Below are 15,852 nucleotides of genomic sequence, written 5' to 3'. Positions count from 1 at the left end.
CCGGTCACACGCAGCACGAGCAGTACAGCCGCGCACCGGCCGCCCTGGCCCGGCGGGCCATGCCGACGAACGTGCGGACGCTGTCCTGCGCGTCCAGGTAGTCGGCGAAGCGGACCTCCTCGATGTCGAACCACTGGAGCGCGAGCATGGGCACCGCGTCCTCCACGACCCCGGCGAGCGCGTCCCGCCAGGTCTCGGGAAGCTCCTGGAGGATGAGGCCGCTGTCCCAGGGGGACGCGGTGCCGGGCGGTGCCTGCCGGCCGTACGGCCACTCCACCGGGTCGGGCCAGACCAGTTCGGGGTCCACGACGCTGCCGAACGGTATGCCCGCGGCGAAGGAGACCAGCTTGCCCAGCACGACGTTCGGGTCCAGGCCCTTCACCTCCAGCCGGTCCGCGCACACCGCGTCCAGCGACCTGCCGTTCAGCCAGTCCCCGTCCGGGCCGATCGCCCAGTCGACCGCCGTGGCCCGGTCGGCCGCCCAGAAGTAGTCGTACCGCGTGCTCATGGTCTCTCCGTCGTCTCGCCGTCTCGCACGCGAGTACAGCAGACGCGCCTCAGCCGCCGAGCGTCAGGCGGGGTTTCGGGGCGTCGGTGCGGCCGGTCTGCGGGCGCCTGCCGCCGGCCCGGTAGGGCGCCGGCCAGGCGACGCCGGGGCCCTCGTAGCCCTGTTCGGCGGCCGCGTGCAGGGTCCAGTGCGGGTCGTACAGGTGCGGTCTGGCCAGGGCGCACAGGTCCGTACGCCCCGCCAGGATCAGGGAGTTGACGTCGTCCCAGGAGGAGATCGCGCCGACCGCGATCACCGGGATGCGGGCCGTGTTCCGGATGCGGTCGGCGAACGGCGTCTGGTACGACCGGCCGAACTCCGGCTGTTCCTCGGCCACCACCTGCCCGGTGGACACGTCGATCGCGTCGGCGCCGTGCGCGGCGAAGGCCCGGGCGATCTCGACCGCGTCCTCGGCGGTGGTGCCGCCCTCGGCCCAGTCGGTGGCCGAGATGCGGACGGTCATGGGCCGCTCGGCCGGCCACACCCCGCGTACGGCGTCGAAGACCTCCAGCGGGAACCTCAGCCGCTTCTCCAGCGAGCCGCCGTAGGCGTCGGTGCGCCGGTTGGTGAGCGGGGAGAGGAAGCCGGAGAGCAGATAGCCGTGCGCGCAGTGCAGTTCGAGCAGGTCGAAGCCGGCGCGGGCGGCCCGCCAGGCGGCCGCCGAGAACTGCTCGCGAATGTCGGTGAGCTGGGCTCTGGACAGCTGGCGCGGGGTCTGGCTGCCCGGCTTGTACGGCAGCGGGGAGGCGGCCACCAGCGGCCAGTTGCCGTCGGGCAGCGGCTCGTCCATGCCCTCCCACATCAGCTTCGTGGAGCCCTTGCGGCCGGAGTGCCCGAGCTGCACGCCGATCGCCGTGCCCGGCGCCCGGTTGTGCACGAAGTCGGTGATCCGCTTCCACGCCTCGGCCTGGCGGCCCGTGTAGAGGCCGGTGCAGCCGGGGGTGATCCGGCCCTCCTCGCTGACGCACACCATCTCGGTCATCACCAGACCGGCGCCGCCGAGGGCACGGGAGCCGAGGTGGACGAGGTGGAAGTCGCCGGGGACGCCGTCCACGGCGGAGTACATGTCCATCGGGGACACGACGACCCGGTTGCGCAGGGTCAGGCCGCGCAGCCGGAACGGGGTGAACATCGGGGGCGTGCCGGGCGGGCAGCCGAACTCGTGCTCCACGGCCTCGGTGAAGTGGGCGTCGCGCAGCCGCAGGTTGTCGTGGGTGACCCGGCGGCTGCGGGTGAGCAGGTTGAAGGCGAACTGGCGGGGCGGCTGGTCGAGGTACAGCCGCAGGTTCTCGAACCACTCCAGGCTGGCCCGGGCGGCCCGCTGGGTGGAGGCGACGACGGGCTTGCGCTCCTCCTCGTAGGCGGCGAGTGCCGTGGGTACGTCGGGCTGTTCCTCGAGGCACGCGGCCAGGGCCAGGGCGTCCTCCACGGCCAGCTTGGTGCCGGAGCCGATGGAGAAGTGGGCGGTGTGGGCCGCGTCCCCGAGGAGGACGACGTTGCCGTGCGACCAGCGCTCGTCGACGACCGTGCGGAAGGTGGTCCAGGCCGACTTGTTGGAGCGCAGCGGCCGACCGCGGAGCGCCTCCGCGAAGATCTTGGCGCAGCGCTCGATGGACTCCTGCGGGTTGGCTTCGTCGAATCCCGCCGCCCGCCAGACCTCCTCGCGCATCTCGATGATGACGGTGGAGGCGCCGAATTGATTCTGCGGCCCGGAGGGCCTCGTTGAGGGGTGGTGGTCGGGAGACGGGCGGGCGTAGGGGTAACCGTGCAGCTGCATCACGCCGTGCTCGGTCTCGGCGATCTCGAAGCGGAAGGCGTCGAAGGCGAAGTCCGCGGCGAGCCAGATATAGCGGCACTGGTGGGTGGCCACATGGGGGCGGAACACAGGGGCGTAGGTCTCGCGGGTGGTGCTGTGCACACCGTCGGCGGCGATGACGAGGTCGTAGGCCGCGGAGAGCCGGTCGGCGTCGGGCGCCTCGGTGCGGAACCGGATCTCCACGCCGAGCGAGCGGCAGCGCTCGTGCAGGATCTCCAGGAGCCGACGGCGGCCGAGCGCGGCGAATCCATGGCCGCCGGACCGGTGTCGTACTCCCCGGTGCACGATGTCGATGTCGTCCCACCGCACGAAGTCCCGCTGCAGGGCCTCGTAGACGACCGGGTCGGCGTGTTCGATGCCGCCGAGCGTCTCGTCGGAGAGGACGACCCCGAAACCGAAGGTGTCGTCAGGGGCGTTGCGTTCCCAGAGGGTGATCTCGCGGGCCGGGTCGAGGCGCTTGAGCAGCGCCGCGGCGTACAGGCCGCCGGGGCCACCACCGATCACGGCAACCTTCATGTCACCTCCCACGCCACTTCGGCGGACGCTTCTGCGTGAACGCGGCGTGGAACTCGGCGTAGTCCGCGCCGTTCATCAGCAGGGCCTGGGTGGAGGCGTCGAGTTCGATCGAGGCCGCCAGGGGCATGTCCAGCTCGGACGTCAGGAGGGCCTTCGTCTGGGCGTAGGCCAGGGCCGGGCCCTCGGCCAGGCGGGTGGCCAGGGCTGCGGCGGCCTCGTCGGCGCGGCCCTCGTCCGTCAGTTCGCTGATCAGGCCGATGCGCTCGGCCTCGGGGGCCCGGACCGGCTCGCCGAGCATCAGGAGGCGGGTGGCGTGGCCCAGGCCGACCACGCGGGGCAGCAGGTAGGCAGCGCCCATGTCGCCGCCGGACAGGCCGACCCGGGTGAAGAGGAAGGCGAAGCGGGCGGAGGGGTCCGCGACCCGGAAGTCGGACGCGAGGGCGAGGACCGCGCCTGCTCCGGCCGCCACGCCGTGCACGGCGGCGATCACCGGGAAGGGGCATTCCCGGATCGCGCGGACCACCTGCCCGGTCATCCGGTTGAAGTCGAGCAGCTGGGCGGTGTCCATGGACAGGGTGGCGCCGATGATCTCGTCCACGTCGCCGCCGGAGCAGAAGCCGCGCCCCTCACCGGCCAGCACCAGGGCGCGGACCGACCGCTCCCGGGACAGCTCGGCGAGCAGGTCACGCAGGTCGGCGTAGGCGCCGAAGGTGAGGGCGTTGAGTTTGTCGGGGCGGGCGAGGGTGACGGTGGCGACCGAGTCGGCGAGCCGGACCCGCAGGTGCTCCCAGTCGGAGGTGCGGGCGGCGGAGCCGGTGAAGGGACTCATGACGTGCGGCCTCCTAGGGGGGCGGTGCCTCACGTAGCGCTACCCACCAAGCTAACACGCATTTGTGACCGTCGTCACGAGAGCGCGACAGCACGCCTCGGGACGGCCGAGACCTGTCACGTGCGTCACCGGTCGTCCACAGCGTCGTAACAGTGGGCACGGCGGGGCGAGGCGGGGCGTTCGGCGGGGTAAGCCGCCGGTACCGGGGCCGAAGGTCCCGTGCGGTGCCCGACGACGGTCGCTGTGGCCGGGACCCGTACCATTCCTACGGTTGAAAGCAGGACAGCCTGCTCCATGAACGGACTCGCCTTGTACGAACGCCCCACCGAATCGGCTTCCTGGCGTATCGCGCTGCCCCACACCGCCGCGGCGGTGCCCGTGGCGCGTGCCCTGGTCCGGACGGCCCTCGCCGAGGTGGAGCACGCGGCCGACAGTGACACCGCCGAGCTGCTGACGGCGGAGCTGGTGGCGAACGCGGTGGAGCACACGGCCGGGCGCGGCCCGATAGAGCTGGTGGTGGAGCTGCTGCCGAACGGCTGCCAGGTCGAGGTGCACGACCCGGACCCGGCGCCGCCCGGCCATCTCACCCGTGCCGTGATCGAGGAGCCCGACCCCTGGCAGGAGGGAGGGCGCGGTCTGCTGCTGATCCGCGCCCTCAGTTCGTCCTGTGGTCACCGCCCCACCGCTGCGGGCAAGGCGGTGTGGTTCACACTGCCTGTAGTTCCGAGTCAGCGGCGTCCGTCGTGACCTCGGGGGTCTGCCGGGCCAGCGTGGAGTGCCGGCGCCCGTAGGCGACGTAGACGAGCAGGCCGACCGCGAGGAACACCGCGAACTGGAGCCAGGTCTGCCAGCCGGTCTCGTACGCCAGGTAGAGGCAGAAGGCGACGCCGAGCAGCGGGCCGACGGGGTAGAGCGGGACCCGGAAGCTGCGGGCGAGGCCCGGCTCGCGGCGCCGCAGGGCGATCACGGCGATGTTGACGACGGCCATGATGGCGAGCGTGCCGATGGTGCACAGGTTCATCACGGCGTCGAGCGAGGCGAAGGCCGCCGGGACCGCGAAGACGACGGCGACGATGAGGGTGCCGGCCACGGGGGTGGAGGTGCGCGGCGAGACCTTCTCGAAGACGCGCGGGATGAGGCCGTCCCGGGACATCGACATCAGGATGCGGGTCTGGCCGTACATCACGGCGAGGACGACGGAGGCGATGGCGACGACCGCGCCGAAGGCGATGACACCGCCGCCGACGGCGGAGCCGGTGACCTGGTTGACGACGTAGGACAGGGCGGCGGGGCGGCCGGCGACCTGCTTGCCGCCGATGGCGCCGATCGCGGCGAGCGCGACCGCGCAGTACAGGAGGGTGACCAGGCCCATGCAGACGAGGATCGCCACGGGGATGTCCCGCCGGGGGTTCTTCGCCTCCTCGCCGGCCGTGGTGATCGCGTCGAAGCCGATGTAGGAGAAGAACGCGGCGGTGGTGCCCGCGCCGATGCCGCCGAGGCCGGCCGGGGAGAACGGGGTGAGGTTGCCGTCCTTGAAGGCGCTGTAGCCGATGGCGCAGAAGGCCAGGAGGATGGCGAGCTTCACGGCCGCCATGGCGGCGGTGGCCCGGGCGCTCTCGCGCACCCCGCGCACCAGCAGCACCGAGGCCATCGCGATGACGATCACGGCGGGGAGGTTCACGACGCCGCCGTCGCCGGGACCGGCGGACAGGGCGGCGGGCAGCTGCCAGCCGGTGAGGCTGTGCAGGAGTTCGTTGACGTACTGGCTCCAGCCGACGGCGACCGCCGAGATGGAGATGCCGTACTCCAGCAGCAGGCACCAGCCGACCAGGAAGGCGGTGGACTCGCCGAGGCCCGCGTAGGCGAAGGAGTACGAGGAGCCGGAGACCGGGATCGCACCGCCCAGCTCGGCGAAGGAGAAGGCGGTGAAGACGCAGGTGATCGCCGCGAGGATGAAGGAGACGACGACGGCCGGACCGGCCTGGGCGACGGAGTCGGAGAGGCCGACGAAGATGCCGGTGCCGACGATGGCGCCGACGCCGAAGCAGATGAGCTGGAAGAGGCCCATCGTGCGCTTGAGGCCGTGGCCCTCGCGGTCGGCGCCGGATTCGGCGATGAGCGCGCCAGGGGACTTGATGCGGGGAGCGGGCATGCGGGTGGTGCTCGTTTCTCGGTGGTGCGGGCGCGATCACTGGTCGATCGCTGCGGCGGCCGCGGCAGGGATGGAGCCGGGCCGCCGGTCAGGATAAGGCCTGGTGACGAGAGTCAGGCAACGCTGTGTGACGCACCCGCCAGGGTGGCCACGAGGACGGCCTTGATCGTGTGCATCCGGTTCTCGGCCTCGTCGAAGACGACGGAGTGCTCGGATTCGAACACCTCGTCGGTGACTTCCAGCTCGGTCAGTCCGTGCCGCTCGTGGATCTCGCGCCCGACGGCGGTGCCGAGGTCGTGGAAGGCCGGCAGGCAGTGCAGGAACTTGACCTGGTCGTTGCCGGTGGCGCGGAGCACGTCCATGGTGACGGCGTACGGGCCCAGCAGCGCGATGCGCTCGTCCCAGACCTCCTTGGGCTCGCCCATCGACACCCACACGTCGGTGGCGATGAAGTCCGCGCCGCGCACGCCGTCCTTCACGTCGTCGGTGAGCGTGATCCGGGCGCCGGAGGCGGTGGCGAGCTGCCGGGCCAACTCGACGATCGTCTCGTCCGGCCACAGCAGCCGGGGCGCGACGATCCGCACGTCCATGCCGAGCAGGGCGCCGGTGACCAGGTAGGAGTTGCCCATGTTGTAGCGGGCGTCGCCGAGGTAGGCGTAGGCGATCTCGGCGAGGGGCTTGTCGGTGTGCTCGGTCATGGTGAGCACGTCGGCGAGCATCTGGGTGGGGTGCCACTCGTCGGTGAGGCCGTTGTAGACCGGGACTCCGGCGTAGGTGGCCAGCTCCTCGACCACGCCCTGGCCGTGCCCGCGGTACTCGATGGCGTCGAACATCCGGCCGAGGACCCGGGCGGTGTCCTTCACGGACTCCTTGTGCCCGATCTGTGAGCCGGCCGGGTCGAGGTAGGTGGTGTGGGCGCCCTGGTCGGCGGCGGCGACCTCGAACGCGCAGCGGGTGCGCGTCGAGGTCTTCTCGAAGACCAGCGCGATGTTCCTGCCGCGCAGGTACTGCGTCTCGGCCCCGGCCTTCTTGGCGGCCTTCAGCTCGGCCGCCAGCTCGACCAGGCCACGGAACTCCTCCTGGGTGAAGTCCAGCTCCTTGAGGAAGTGGCGGCCGGCGAGGGCGGTCGGGACAGTCGCCATGGGGGCGCTCCAGGGGTACGGGTGCACGGACTGTGGAATTCTATACGACAGTCAGCATGTCTATACAGAGGCGCTCGCTCACACCGACTCACGCTCCACGGGACAGCTCATACAGCGCGGGCCGCCCCTGCCCCGGCCCAGCTCGCTGCCCGGGATCTCGATCACCTCGATGCCCTGTTTGCGCAGGTGCGTGTTGGTGGTGGAGTTGCGCTCGTAGGCGATCACGACACCGGGTTCGACGGCGAGCACGTTGCAGCCGTCGTCCCACTGCTCCCGCTCGGCCGCGTGGACGTCCTGGGTGGCGGTCAGGACGCGGATCTCGCTGAGACCCAGGGAGGCCGCGATCGCGCGGTGCATGTGCTCCGGCGGATGGTCGGTGACCTTGAGCTCCTTGTCGGCGGCGCCCGGCTCGATGGTGTACGAGCGGAGCATGCCGAGGCCCGCGTACTGGGTGAAGACGTCGCCGTCGACCATGGTCATCACGGTGTCGAGGTGCATCAGGGCGCGCTTCTTCGGCATGTCGAGCGCGACGATCGTCTGCGCGGACCCCGCGGCGAACAGCTTGTGCGCGAGCATCTCGACGGCCTGCGGGGTGGTGCGCTCGCTCATGCCGATGAGGACGGCGCCGTTGCCGATGACCAGGACGTCGCCGCCCTCGATGGTGGAGGGATAGTCGGCCTGCCCCTCGGACCAGATGTGGAAGTCCTCGTCCCGGAACAGCGGGTGGTGCCGGTAGATCGCCTCGAAGTGCACGGTCTCGCGCTGCCGCGCCGGCCAGCGCATGGCGTTGATGGAGACACCGTCGTAGATCCAGGCGGAGGTGTCGCGGGTGAAGAGGTGGTTGGGCAGGGGTCTGAGCAGGAAGTCGTCGAGGTCCATGACGTGGAACCGCACGGACGTCGGCTCCTCGTGCGCCTGAAGGAACTCCCGCTTGGTCATCCCGCCGACGAGGGCCTCGGCCAGCTCGTGCGCGGGCAGGGTCTCGAAGGAGGCCCGGAGGTGGTCGGTGGCCAGCGGGCCGTACTCCTTCTCGTCGAAGACGCGGTCCAGGACGAGCGCCCGCGCGGCCGGGAGCTCCAGCACCTCCGCGAGCAGGTCGCCGAAGAGGTGCACGGCGACCCCGCGGTCACGCAGGACGTCGGCGAACCCGTCGTGCTCGGCGCGCGCCCGGCGCACCCACAGCACGTCGTCGAAGAGGAGCGCGTCCTTGTTGCTGGGGGTGAGCCTTTTGAGCTCGAGGTCGGGCCGGTGCAGGATCACGCGGCGCAGCCGCCCGGCCTCGGAGTCGACGTGGTATGCCATGTCTCCATCCTGGCCATCGTTGCCCACCTTCACGCCCTTCTCGGCCGTTTCTGCCGCTTCCTGTTTTCGTCCTCTTGACGAGAAGCGGAAGTCCCCATTATCGTCGTCATGACGAAAACGAGGGGGGTTCATGGCCGACATCACCCGGCGCCTGGGCTGGCGCCATCTGCGCGGCGCGCCCACGGCGCACATCCGGCACCATCGCTCCGGCACGCTGGTCCACGACGGTCCCGGGCTCAGCTTCTGGTTTCGCGCACTGACCGCGGCCCTGTCCGAGGTGCCGGTGGACGACCGGGAGCTGGCGATGACCTTCCACGCCCGCACCTCCGACTTCCAGGACGTGGCGGTGCAGGCGACGGTCACCTACCGGATCGCCGACCCGGCCCTGGCCGCCGCCCGCCTGGACTTCTCGATCGACCCGGACACGGGCGCCTGGCGGGGCACCCCGCTGGAGCAGCTCGGCACCCTGCTGACCGAGACGGCCCAGCAGCACGCGCTGGACGTCCTCGCCCGGACGCCCCTGTCGGCGGCCCTCTCCGACGGGGTGGCGGCGGTGCGCGAGCGGGTCGCGGCGGGCCTCGGCGCCGAGCCGCGGCTGCCGGCCACCGGCATCGAGGTGGTGGCCGTACGCGTGATGGCGCTGCGCCCGGAGCCGGAGGTGGAGCGGGCGCTGCGCACTCCGGCCCGGGAGCAGATCCAGCAGGAGGCCGACCGGGCGACCTACGAGCGGCGGGCCGTGGCCGTTGAGCGGGAGCGGACCATCGCCGAGAACGAGCTGGCCAGCCGGATCGAACTCGCCCGCAGAGAAGAGCAGTTGGTCGAGCAGCGGGGCACCAACGCGCGCCGCGAGGCCGAGGAGCAGGCGGCCGCGGACGCGGTGCGCGCCCGGGCGGAGGCGGCGAGGTCGGTGCAGTTGGCGCAGGCGGAGGCCACGCGGTCGGTGAAGCTCGCCGAGGCCGAGGCGGCGAGGTCCGTGCAGCTCGCGGAGGCCGAGGCGGCCCGGACGGCGAAGCTCACCGAGGCGGAAGCGGCGCGGACCCTGCGGCTCGCCGAGGCCGAGGCCGTCCGGGCCGAGCGGGTCGCCCGCGCCGAGGCCGAGGGCGCGCGCGAGGTCGGTGAGGCGCGGGCGCAGGCCCAGGCGGCCTGGCTGCGGGTGCACGCGGAGGCCGGCATCGACGGCGCCACGACCCTCCAGGCGCTCACCGCGACCCGGCTGGCCGAGAACCTGCCCCGCATCGACAGCGTCACCGTCTCGCCGGACGTGCTGACCGGGCTGCTCGCCAGGCTCTCCCCCGGGACAGCGGAGTGAGTCTCGCGCCGCGTGCGGTGCTGGTCCATCGCACCACGGAGTACGAGGAGTTGGTGGCCCGGCACGGCACGCACGGCCAGGCCGCCTTCTTCGTCGCCTCCCGGGGCCGGGACATCGAGGAGGTCGCCGAGCGCCACCGGCGGGCCCGCCGCGCCCTGGCCGAGGTGACCGCAGCCGTGCCGCTGACCTGGCGTCAGGCCCAGGTGGAGCGCGGCGACCTGGACCGCTTCCTGTTCGCGCCGGAGGACGTGGTCGTGGTGGTCGGCCAGGACGGGCTGGTGGCGAACGTCGCCAAGTACCTGACCGGCCAGCCGGTGCTCGGCATCGACACCGACCCGGGCCGCAACCCCGGGGTGCTGGTACGGCACCGCCCGCAGGACGCGGCGAAGCTGCTGTCGGCGACGCCCACCGCGGTGGACGAACTCACCATGGTCGAGGCGGTCGCCGACGACACCCAGCGGCTGGTGGCGCTCAACGAGATCTATCTCGGCACACCGGGCCACCAGACCGCCCGCTACCGCCTGGGCCTCGAGGACGACGGGGGTGTCGTCGAGGCCCAGGCCTCCTCCGGGGTGCTGGTCGGCACCGGCACCGGCGCGACCGGCTGGCTGCGCTCGGTATGGCAGGAGCGGGGCAGCCGACTCCCGCTTCCCTCCCCCACCGAGGACCGCCTGGTGTGGTTCGTCCGGGAGGCCTGGCCGTCACCGGCCACGGGTACGACCCTGGTGGCGGGCGAACTCGCGGCCTCGGCGGCCCTCACGGTCACCGTGGAGTCCGACCGGCTCATCGCCTTCGGCGACGGCATCGAGAGCGACGCGCTCCAGCTCACCTGGGGGCAGACGGTCCGGGTCGGGGTGTGCGGGGAGCGGCTCCGGCTGGCGGGCTGACCGCTGCGGCGTCGCTCAGCCCTTCGAGCAGGACGGCTGCCCGAACGGACAGCCGCGCGGCCGGCTCGCGCACGGGATCGCCGGGACCACGCCAGGGAATTTCCGCCGCCGGCCCGCGGCCGCGAATGCGACTCGGGCACACCGTCTTCTACAGGGGGTTGTCCCTGAGCCAGGTCAGGACCCGGCCGGCGTGCTCGTTCGGAGGGAAGATCGGGTAGAAGACGTGCTCGATCACGCCGTCGCGGATGATCAGAGTCAGCCGCTTGTAGAGCGTCAGCCCGCTGGTCTCGAACGTGGGCAGGCCGAGTTCCCGTGCCAGGCTCCGGGCAGGGTCGGAGAGCATCTGGAACGGCAGGTGGAGCCGCTCGACGACCTCACGCTGGTAGTCGGTCTCCTGGCTCGAGAGGCCGAACACGGCGTCCGTGCCGACGGCGAGAAGTTCCTGGTGGTGATCGCGGAAGCCGCATGCCTCGGAGGTGCAGCCGCGCGCCCCGGGGATCGAGTCCCAGCCGTCGGGGAGGTCGATGTCCGGGCGCCCGGTGAGCGGGTAGATGTAGATCACGGCGCGGCCCGCGCCGAGCGCGTCGAGGCGGACGGCCGTACCGCCGGTCCCCTGGAGTTCCAGGTGCGGCACCTTCGTGCCGGGCAGATGAGCAGCCGCGCCGTCGTCCTCGGGAACGGGCAGGTCGGCGGGCAGGCTCGTGTAGTCGGTCATCAGGTCCTCTCCTTCGTCGGGCGGTGAGACGCTGCTGCCGCGGTGGGCGGCCTGTTGCAGGTGTGCGACCAGTACCGCCCGGCGGGCGGTGAGTTGCTCGATCCGCTGGGTGAGCTCGTCGATCGCGTCCCGGTAACCAGCCAGCGAGGCCGGACAGTCGTCGGCGTGTCGATGACCGGCCGTGAGGCACTCCAGAAACGGGCGGGTGCGCTCGACAGGAATTCCGAGAGTGCCGAGCACCCGGATCTCCTGCGTGAGTCGTACGTCGTGCTCGCTGTAGTCCCGGTAGCCGTTGGCCAGCCGCCCGGGCGTGAGCAAGCCCAGCGATTCGTAGTAGCGCACCGCTTTCGTCGTCACGCCCGCCCGGCGGGCCAGCTCACCGATCTGCATGCCTCTCACCTCGAAGAACGCTAAACCTTGCCCCCGAGGGTAAGGTCAAGTCGGGGCGAGGATGTCCCGCTGGTAAGGGCCGAGGGAGGGGTCGGTGAGGTGCGGGCTGAACCGCTCCAGTTGGATGCGGTGGGCGCCGCTCGGCGGCTGGAGGGGTGTCCTGTGACGGGCTACAGGCGCGGGTCCACCGGCTCCGACTCCAGGGCCAGCACCCCGAACACCGCCTCGTGCACCCGCCACAGCGGCTCCCCGTCCGCGAGCCGGTCCAGGGCCTCCAGGCCGAGGGCGTACTCGCGGATCGCCAGCGAGCGCTTGTGGTTCAGGAACCGCCGGCGCAGCTGGGCGAGGTTGTCCGGCCGGGTGTACTCGGGACCGTAGATGATGCGCAGGTACTCGCGGCCCCGGCACTTGATGCCGGGCTGCACCAGCCGGCCCTCCGGGCTGCGGACCAGCGCGCCCAGCGGCTTGACGACCATGCCCTCGCCGCCCCGGCCGGTCATCTCCAGCCACCAGTCGACGCCGGCGCGCACCGACTCGGGGTCGCCCGTGTCGACGTACAGGCGCCGGGTGGTCTGCAGCAGTCCGGTGCCGTCGTGCTCCACCAGCCGGTCGATCAGGGCCAGTTGCTCGTCGTGCGGCAGCGCGGCGAGGCTGCGCCCGCGGGCGGCCAGGATCTGGAAGGGGGCCAGGCGGACCCCGTCCAGGCCGTCGGTCGTCCAGCAGTAGCGGCGGTAGGCGTCGGTGAACGCGGCCGCGTCGGCCGCGCGGTCACGCTGCCGGTCCAGCAGTCCGCCCACGTCGGTGCCACGGGCCGCGGCGGCCTCCAGTGCGGCGAGGGCACCGGGGAACACCGCGCCCGAGGCGGCACCGACGGCCGCGTACTGGCTGCGCAGCAGACCCGAGGCCTTCAGCGACCACGGCATCAGTTCGGCGTCCAGCAGGAGCCAGTCAGTGTCGAGTTCGTCCCACAGGCCGGCGTCCCCGACGGCCGAGCGCAGGCGGCCGAGGATCTCCTCGGTCACGCTCTCGTCGTCGAAGAACGGCCGTCCGGTGCGGGTGTAGAGCGACCCCGTGGGGCCGTCCACACCGAACCGCTCGCGGGCCGCGTCCGCGTCCCGGCACACCAGGGCGACGGCCCGCGAGCCCATGTGCTTCTCCTCGCACACGACCCGCGCGACCCCGTCCGCCGCGTACTGCGCGAACGCCTCCACCGGGTGCTCCAGGAAGTGTCCATCAGCGGCTCCGCCGCGGGCATCCACCTGCGAAGTGGCCGTCGGCGCCATGGTCGGCGGCAGGTACGGCAGCAGGCGCGGGTCGACGGCGAAGCGGCTCATGACCTCCAGGGCCGCGGCCGCGTTCTCCTCACGGACCGCGACCCGGCCCGCGTGCCGGGTCTCCACGCCCCTGCGGCCGTGCACGTCCGCCAGGTCCAGCGGCCGTCCGTCGTGCCCGCCGGGCGCCTCGCTGCGCAGCGGCCTGGCCGGCTCGTACCAGACCCGTTCGGCCGGTACGTCGACCAGCTCGCGCTCCGGCCAGCGCAGCGCGGTCAGCTTGCCGCCGAAGACGGCACCGGTGTCCAGGCAGATGGTGTTGTTCAGCCAGGTGGCCTCCGGGACCGGGGTGTGACCGTAGACGACGGCCGCGCGGCCCCGGTAGTCCTCGGCCCACGGGTAGCGCACGGGCAGCCCGAACTCGTCGGTCTCGCCGGTGGTGTCGCCGTACAGGGCGTGCGAGCGCACCCGGCCGGAGGTGCGGCCGTGGTACTTCTCGGGCAGACCGGCGTGGCAGACGACCAGCTTGCCGCCGTCGAGGACGTAGTGGCTGACCAGCCCGTCCAGGAAGCGGCGCACCTCCGCCTTGAACTCCTCGCTCTCGCCCTCCATCTGCGCGATGGTCTCGGCGAGCCCGTGGGTGTGCTGGACGTTGCGGCCCTTGAGGTAGCGGCCGTACTTGTTCTCGTGGTTGCCGGGCACGCACAGTGCGTTCCCGGACCCGACCATCGACATCACGCGGCGCAGCACGCCCGGGGAGTCCGGGCCGCGGTCCACCAGGTCGCCGACGAAGACGGCGGTACGGCCTTCGGGATGCACGCCGTCGGCGTAGCCCAACTTGGCCAGCAGCGACTCCAGTTCGGAGGCACAGCCGTGGATGTCGCCGATGATGTCGAAGGGGCCGGTGAGGTGCGTCAGGTCGTTGAACCGCTTCTCGGTGACGACCGTGGCGCCGTCGACCTCCTCCACTCCGCGCAGGACGTGCACCTTGCGGAAGCCCTCGCGCTCCAGGTGCCTGAGCGAGCGCCGGAGTTCGCGGATGTGGCGCTGGATGACCCGGCGCGGCATGTCGGCGCGGTCGGTGCGGGCCGCGTTGCGCTCGGCGCACACCTCCTCCGGCACGTCGAGCACGATGGCGATGGGCAGCACGTCGTACTTCTTGGCCAGCTCGATGAGCTGGCGCCGGCTGTCCTGCTGCACGCTGGTGGCGTCGACGACGGTGCGGCGGCCGGCGGCCAGCCGTTTGCCGGCGATGTAGTGCAGGACGTCGAAGGCGTCCCGCGTGGCGCTCTGGTCGTTCTCGTCGTCGGAGACGAGACCGCGGCAGAAGTCGGAGGAGATCACCTCGGTCGGCTTGAAGTGCCGGCGGGCGAAGGTGGACTTGCCGGAGCCGGAGGCGCCGACGAGGACGACGAGGGACAGGTCGGTGACGGGGAGGGTCCGTCCCGTGGGGTTCTCGGTCATGCTGCCTTCGCCTCCTTCTCGGTGTCGTTGCGGTGGAACAGGGCCATCTGGGTGGGCGGGCCCACTTCGGGGTCGTCCGGCCCGATGGGGGCGAACTCGACCTCGTAGCCGTGCCGTTCGGCCACGGCGGCCGCCCAGGTGCGGAACTCCTCACGGGTCCACTCGAAGCGGTGGTCGCCGTGCCGGACGTGTCCGGCGGGCAGGGTCTCCCAGCGGACGTTGTACTCGACGTTCGGGGTGGTCACGAGGACCGTCCTCGGGCGCGCGTGCCCGAAGACGGCGTACTCCAGGGCGGGCAGCCGGGGCAGGTCGAGGTGCTCGATCACCTCGCTGAGCACGGCGGCGTCGTAGCCCTTGAGCCGGTTGTCGGTGTAGGCGAGCGAGCCCTGGAAGAGCTTGACGCGGGCCGCCTGCCGCTCCCCCATGCGGTCGAGCTTGAGCCGCCGCGAGGCGATGGTGAGCGCCCGCACGGACACGTCGACGCCGACGACCTCGCCGAACCGCACGTCCTTGAGCAGCTCCTGCACCAACTGCCCCTGACCGCAGCCGAGATCCAGGACTCGGGCGGCACCGGCCGCACGCAGAGCGGCGACGATCGCCTCCCGCCGCTGCACGGCGAGCGGGGTCGGCTTCTCCTCCGCCTCCGTCTCGTCCTCGACCGCGTTGTCGATCGCCTCGATCTCGCTGTCGTCGGCCTCGGCCAGGCGCACCAGCTCCAGCCGCTCCATCGCCTGCCGGGTCAGGGACCAGCGACGGGACAGATACCGGCTGGTGATCAGCTTCTGCTCCGGGTGCGTGGGCAGCCAGCCCTCCCCGGCCCGCAGCAGCTTGTCGACCTCGTCGGAGGAGACCCAGTAGTGCTTGGCGTCGTCCAGGACGGGCAGCAGGACGTACAGGTGGCGCAGCGCCTCGGCGAGGGTCAGCTTCTCCGACTCCAGAACCAGGCGGACGTAGCGCGAGTCGCCCCACTCCGGGAACTCGGTGTCCAGGGCGACCGGCTCGGCGGTCACCGCCCAGCCGAGCGGTTCGAAGAGCAGTCGTACGAGATCCGGGCCGCCTCGGGCGGGCAGCGCGGGCACCTCGATGCGCAGCGGCAGGGGCGCGGCGGCGCGCTCCGGGCGGGCGTTGCACACACCGCGCAGGGCGCTGGAGAACACACCGCTCAGGGCGACCGCGAGCAGCGAGGAGGCCGCGTAGGGGCGGTCGTTCACATACTGGGCGAGTGCCGCGTCGGGTGCTCCTCCGCGGCCCTTGCCCTTGCCCCGCCGGACCAGCGCGACCGGATCGACCTCGAGCAACAGCGCGGCCGTGCAGCGCTCGGCATCCGCCTCCGGGTAGAAGACGTGCGCGGTGCCGTAGGAGGTCGAGAACTTCTGCGCCTTGTCAGGATGCTTGTGCAGCAGGAACCCTAGGTCGGTGGCGGGCAGGGCGGCGGAGCCGCTCGTGGATATCGTCAGGAACACGCGCCCGATTCTCCCCTGAATGCCACCCCTCTGACCACCGGTTTTGCAG

The 15,852-nt window shown here is 72.0% G+C and carries 12 protein-coding genes; 3 read left to right on the top strand and 9 right to left on the bottom strand.

The window, feature by feature from the left end:
• Positions 1-4 precede the first annotated feature (4 nt).
• The 3 genes from ACZ5DS_RS05600 to ACZ5DS_RS05590 are packed head-to-tail and all read right to left on the bottom strand — an operon-like array spanning position 5 to position 3,708.
• Positions 5-508, bottom strand: coding sequence for a hypothetical protein (locus ACZ5DS_RS05600; RefSeq protein ID WP_468234433.1), 504 nt, complete (start codon positions 506-508; stop codon positions 5-7).
• A 49-nt stretch (positions 509-557) separates the two neighbouring features.
• Entirely contained in the window at positions 558-2,879 is a 2,322-nt protein-coding gene (locus ACZ5DS_RS05595; RefSeq protein WP_468234431.1) for a bifunctional salicylyl-CoA 5-hydroxylase/oxidoreductase, read from the bottom strand.
• Position 2,880: 1 nt separating this feature from the next.
• Positions 2,881-3,708 (bottom strand): enoyl-CoA hydratase family protein, encoded by an 828-nt coding sequence (locus ACZ5DS_RS05590; RefSeq protein ID WP_468234429.1) that lies wholly within the window; start codon positions 3,706-3,708, stop codon positions 2,881-2,883.
• 294 nt (positions 3,709-4,002) lie between these two features.
• Here ACZ5DS_RS05590 and ACZ5DS_RS05585 point away from each other — a divergent pair, with 294 nt between their 5' ends.
• Entirely contained in the window at positions 4,003-4,455 is a 453-nt protein-coding gene (locus tag ACZ5DS_RS05585) for an ATP-binding protein (RefSeq protein ID WP_468234427.1), read from the top strand.
• Here the strand turns inward: ACZ5DS_RS05585 and ACZ5DS_RS05580 are convergent.
• The 3 genes from ACZ5DS_RS05580 to ACZ5DS_RS05570 all read right to left on the bottom strand — a co-directional run bounded on the left by ACZ5DS_RS05580 (position 4,415) and on the right by ACZ5DS_RS05570 (position 8,304).
• Positions 4,415-5,860 carry an amino acid permease gene (locus ACZ5DS_RS05580; RefSeq protein ID WP_468234426.1) on the bottom strand — a complete coding sequence of 482 codons (1,446 nt, stop codon included), beginning with the start codon at positions 5,858-5,860 and terminating at the stop codon, positions 4,415-4,417. The genes ACZ5DS_RS05585 and ACZ5DS_RS05580 overlap by 41 nt on opposite strands.
• 113 nt (positions 5,861-5,973) lie before the next feature.
• Entirely contained in the window at positions 5,974-7,002 is a 1,029-nt protein-coding gene (gene argF / locus ACZ5DS_RS05575; RefSeq protein WP_468234425.1) for an ornithine carbamoyltransferase, read from the bottom strand.
• A gap of 78 nt (positions 7,003-7,080) precedes the next feature.
• Entirely contained in the window at positions 7,081-8,304 is a 1,224-nt protein-coding gene (locus ACZ5DS_RS05570) for an arginine deiminase (RefSeq protein WP_468234423.1), read from the bottom strand.
• Positions 8,305-8,434: 130 nt separating this feature from the next.
• Here ACZ5DS_RS05570 and ACZ5DS_RS05565 point away from each other — a divergent pair, with 130 nt between their 5' ends.
• Both ACZ5DS_RS05565 and ACZ5DS_RS05560 read left to right on the top strand, forming a co-directional pair.
• On the top strand, positions 8,435-9,613 hold the full coding sequence (locus ACZ5DS_RS05565) for an SPFH domain-containing protein (protein ID WP_468234422.1): 1,179 nt from the start codon (positions 8,435-8,437) through the stop codon (positions 9,611-9,613).
• Positions 9,610-10,500, top strand: coding sequence for a diacylglycerol kinase catalytic domain-containing protein (locus tag ACZ5DS_RS05560; protein ID WP_468234420.1), 891 nt, complete (start codon positions 9,610-9,612; stop codon positions 10,498-10,500). The genes ACZ5DS_RS05565 and ACZ5DS_RS05560 overlap by 4 nt, the downstream gene beginning before the upstream one ends.
• 148 nt (positions 10,501-10,648) lie before the next feature.
• Here ACZ5DS_RS05560 and ACZ5DS_RS05555 read toward each other — a convergent pair whose 3' ends face one another.
• From ACZ5DS_RS05555 to ACZ5DS_RS05545, 3 genes are all read right to left on the bottom strand, one after another.
• Positions 10,649-11,605: a redoxin family protein gene (locus ACZ5DS_RS05555; protein WP_468234418.1), complete on the bottom strand. Its 957-nt coding sequence runs from the start codon at positions 11,603-11,605 to the stop codon at positions 10,649-10,651.
• Positions 11,606-11,775: 170 nt separating this feature from the next.
• Complete coding sequence (locus ACZ5DS_RS05550; RefSeq protein ID WP_468234416.1) at positions 11,776-14,340, bottom strand: polynucleotide kinase-phosphatase; 2,565 nt, start codon at positions 14,338-14,340, stop codon at positions 11,776-11,778.
• Complete coding sequence (locus tag ACZ5DS_RS05545) at positions 14,337-15,803, bottom strand: 3' terminal RNA ribose 2'-O-methyltransferase Hen1 (RefSeq protein ID WP_468234414.1); 1,467 nt, start codon at positions 15,801-15,803, stop codon at positions 14,337-14,339. The genes ACZ5DS_RS05550 and ACZ5DS_RS05545 overlap by 4 nt, the downstream gene beginning before the upstream one ends.
• Positions 15,804-15,852 lie beyond the last annotated feature (49 nt).

The organism is Streptomyces sp. NPDC031100 (assembly GCF_055570785.1).
This window is presented reverse-complemented; position numbering and strand designations above follow the sequence as displayed.

Excerpts from the sequence above, each read along its gene's own strand:
- ACZ5DS_RS05600 (WP_468234433.1), bottom strand. The coding sequence starts at position 508 with ATGAGCACGCGGTACGACTACTTCTGGGCGGCCGACCGGGCCACGGCG.
- ACZ5DS_RS05595 (WP_468234431.1), bottom strand. The coding sequence starts at position 2,879 with ATGAAGGTTGCCGTGATCGGTGGTGGCCCCGGCGGCCTGTACGCCGCG.
- ACZ5DS_RS05590 (WP_468234429.1), bottom strand. The coding sequence starts at position 3,708 with ATGAGTCCCTTCACCGGCTCCGCCGCCCGCACCTCCGACTGGGAGCAC.
- ACZ5DS_RS05585 (WP_468234427.1), top strand. The coding sequence starts at position 4,003 with ATGAACGGACTCGCCTTGTACGAACGCCCCACCGAATCGGCTTCCTGG.
- ACZ5DS_RS05580 (WP_468234426.1), bottom strand. The coding sequence starts at position 5,860 with ATGCCCGCTCCCCGCATCAAGTCCCCTGGCGCGCTCATCGCCGAATCC.
- argF (WP_468234425.1), bottom strand. The coding sequence starts at position 7,002 with ATGGCGACTGTCCCGACCGCCCTCGCCGGCCGCCACTTCCTCAAGGAG.
- ACZ5DS_RS05570 (WP_468234423.1), bottom strand. The coding sequence starts at position 8,304 with ATGGCATACCACGTCGACTCCGAGGCCGGGCGGCTGCGCCGCGTGATC.
- ACZ5DS_RS05565 (WP_468234422.1), top strand. The coding sequence starts at position 8,435 with ATGGCCGACATCACCCGGCGCCTGGGCTGGCGCCATCTGCGCGGCGCG.
- ACZ5DS_RS05555 (WP_468234418.1), bottom strand. The coding sequence starts at position 11,605 with ATGCAGATCGGTGAGCTGGCCCGCCGGGCGGGCGTGACGACGAAAGCG.
- ACZ5DS_RS05550 (WP_468234416.1), bottom strand. The coding sequence starts at position 14,340 with ATGACCGAGAACCCCACGGGACGGACCCTCCCCGTCACCGACCTGTCC.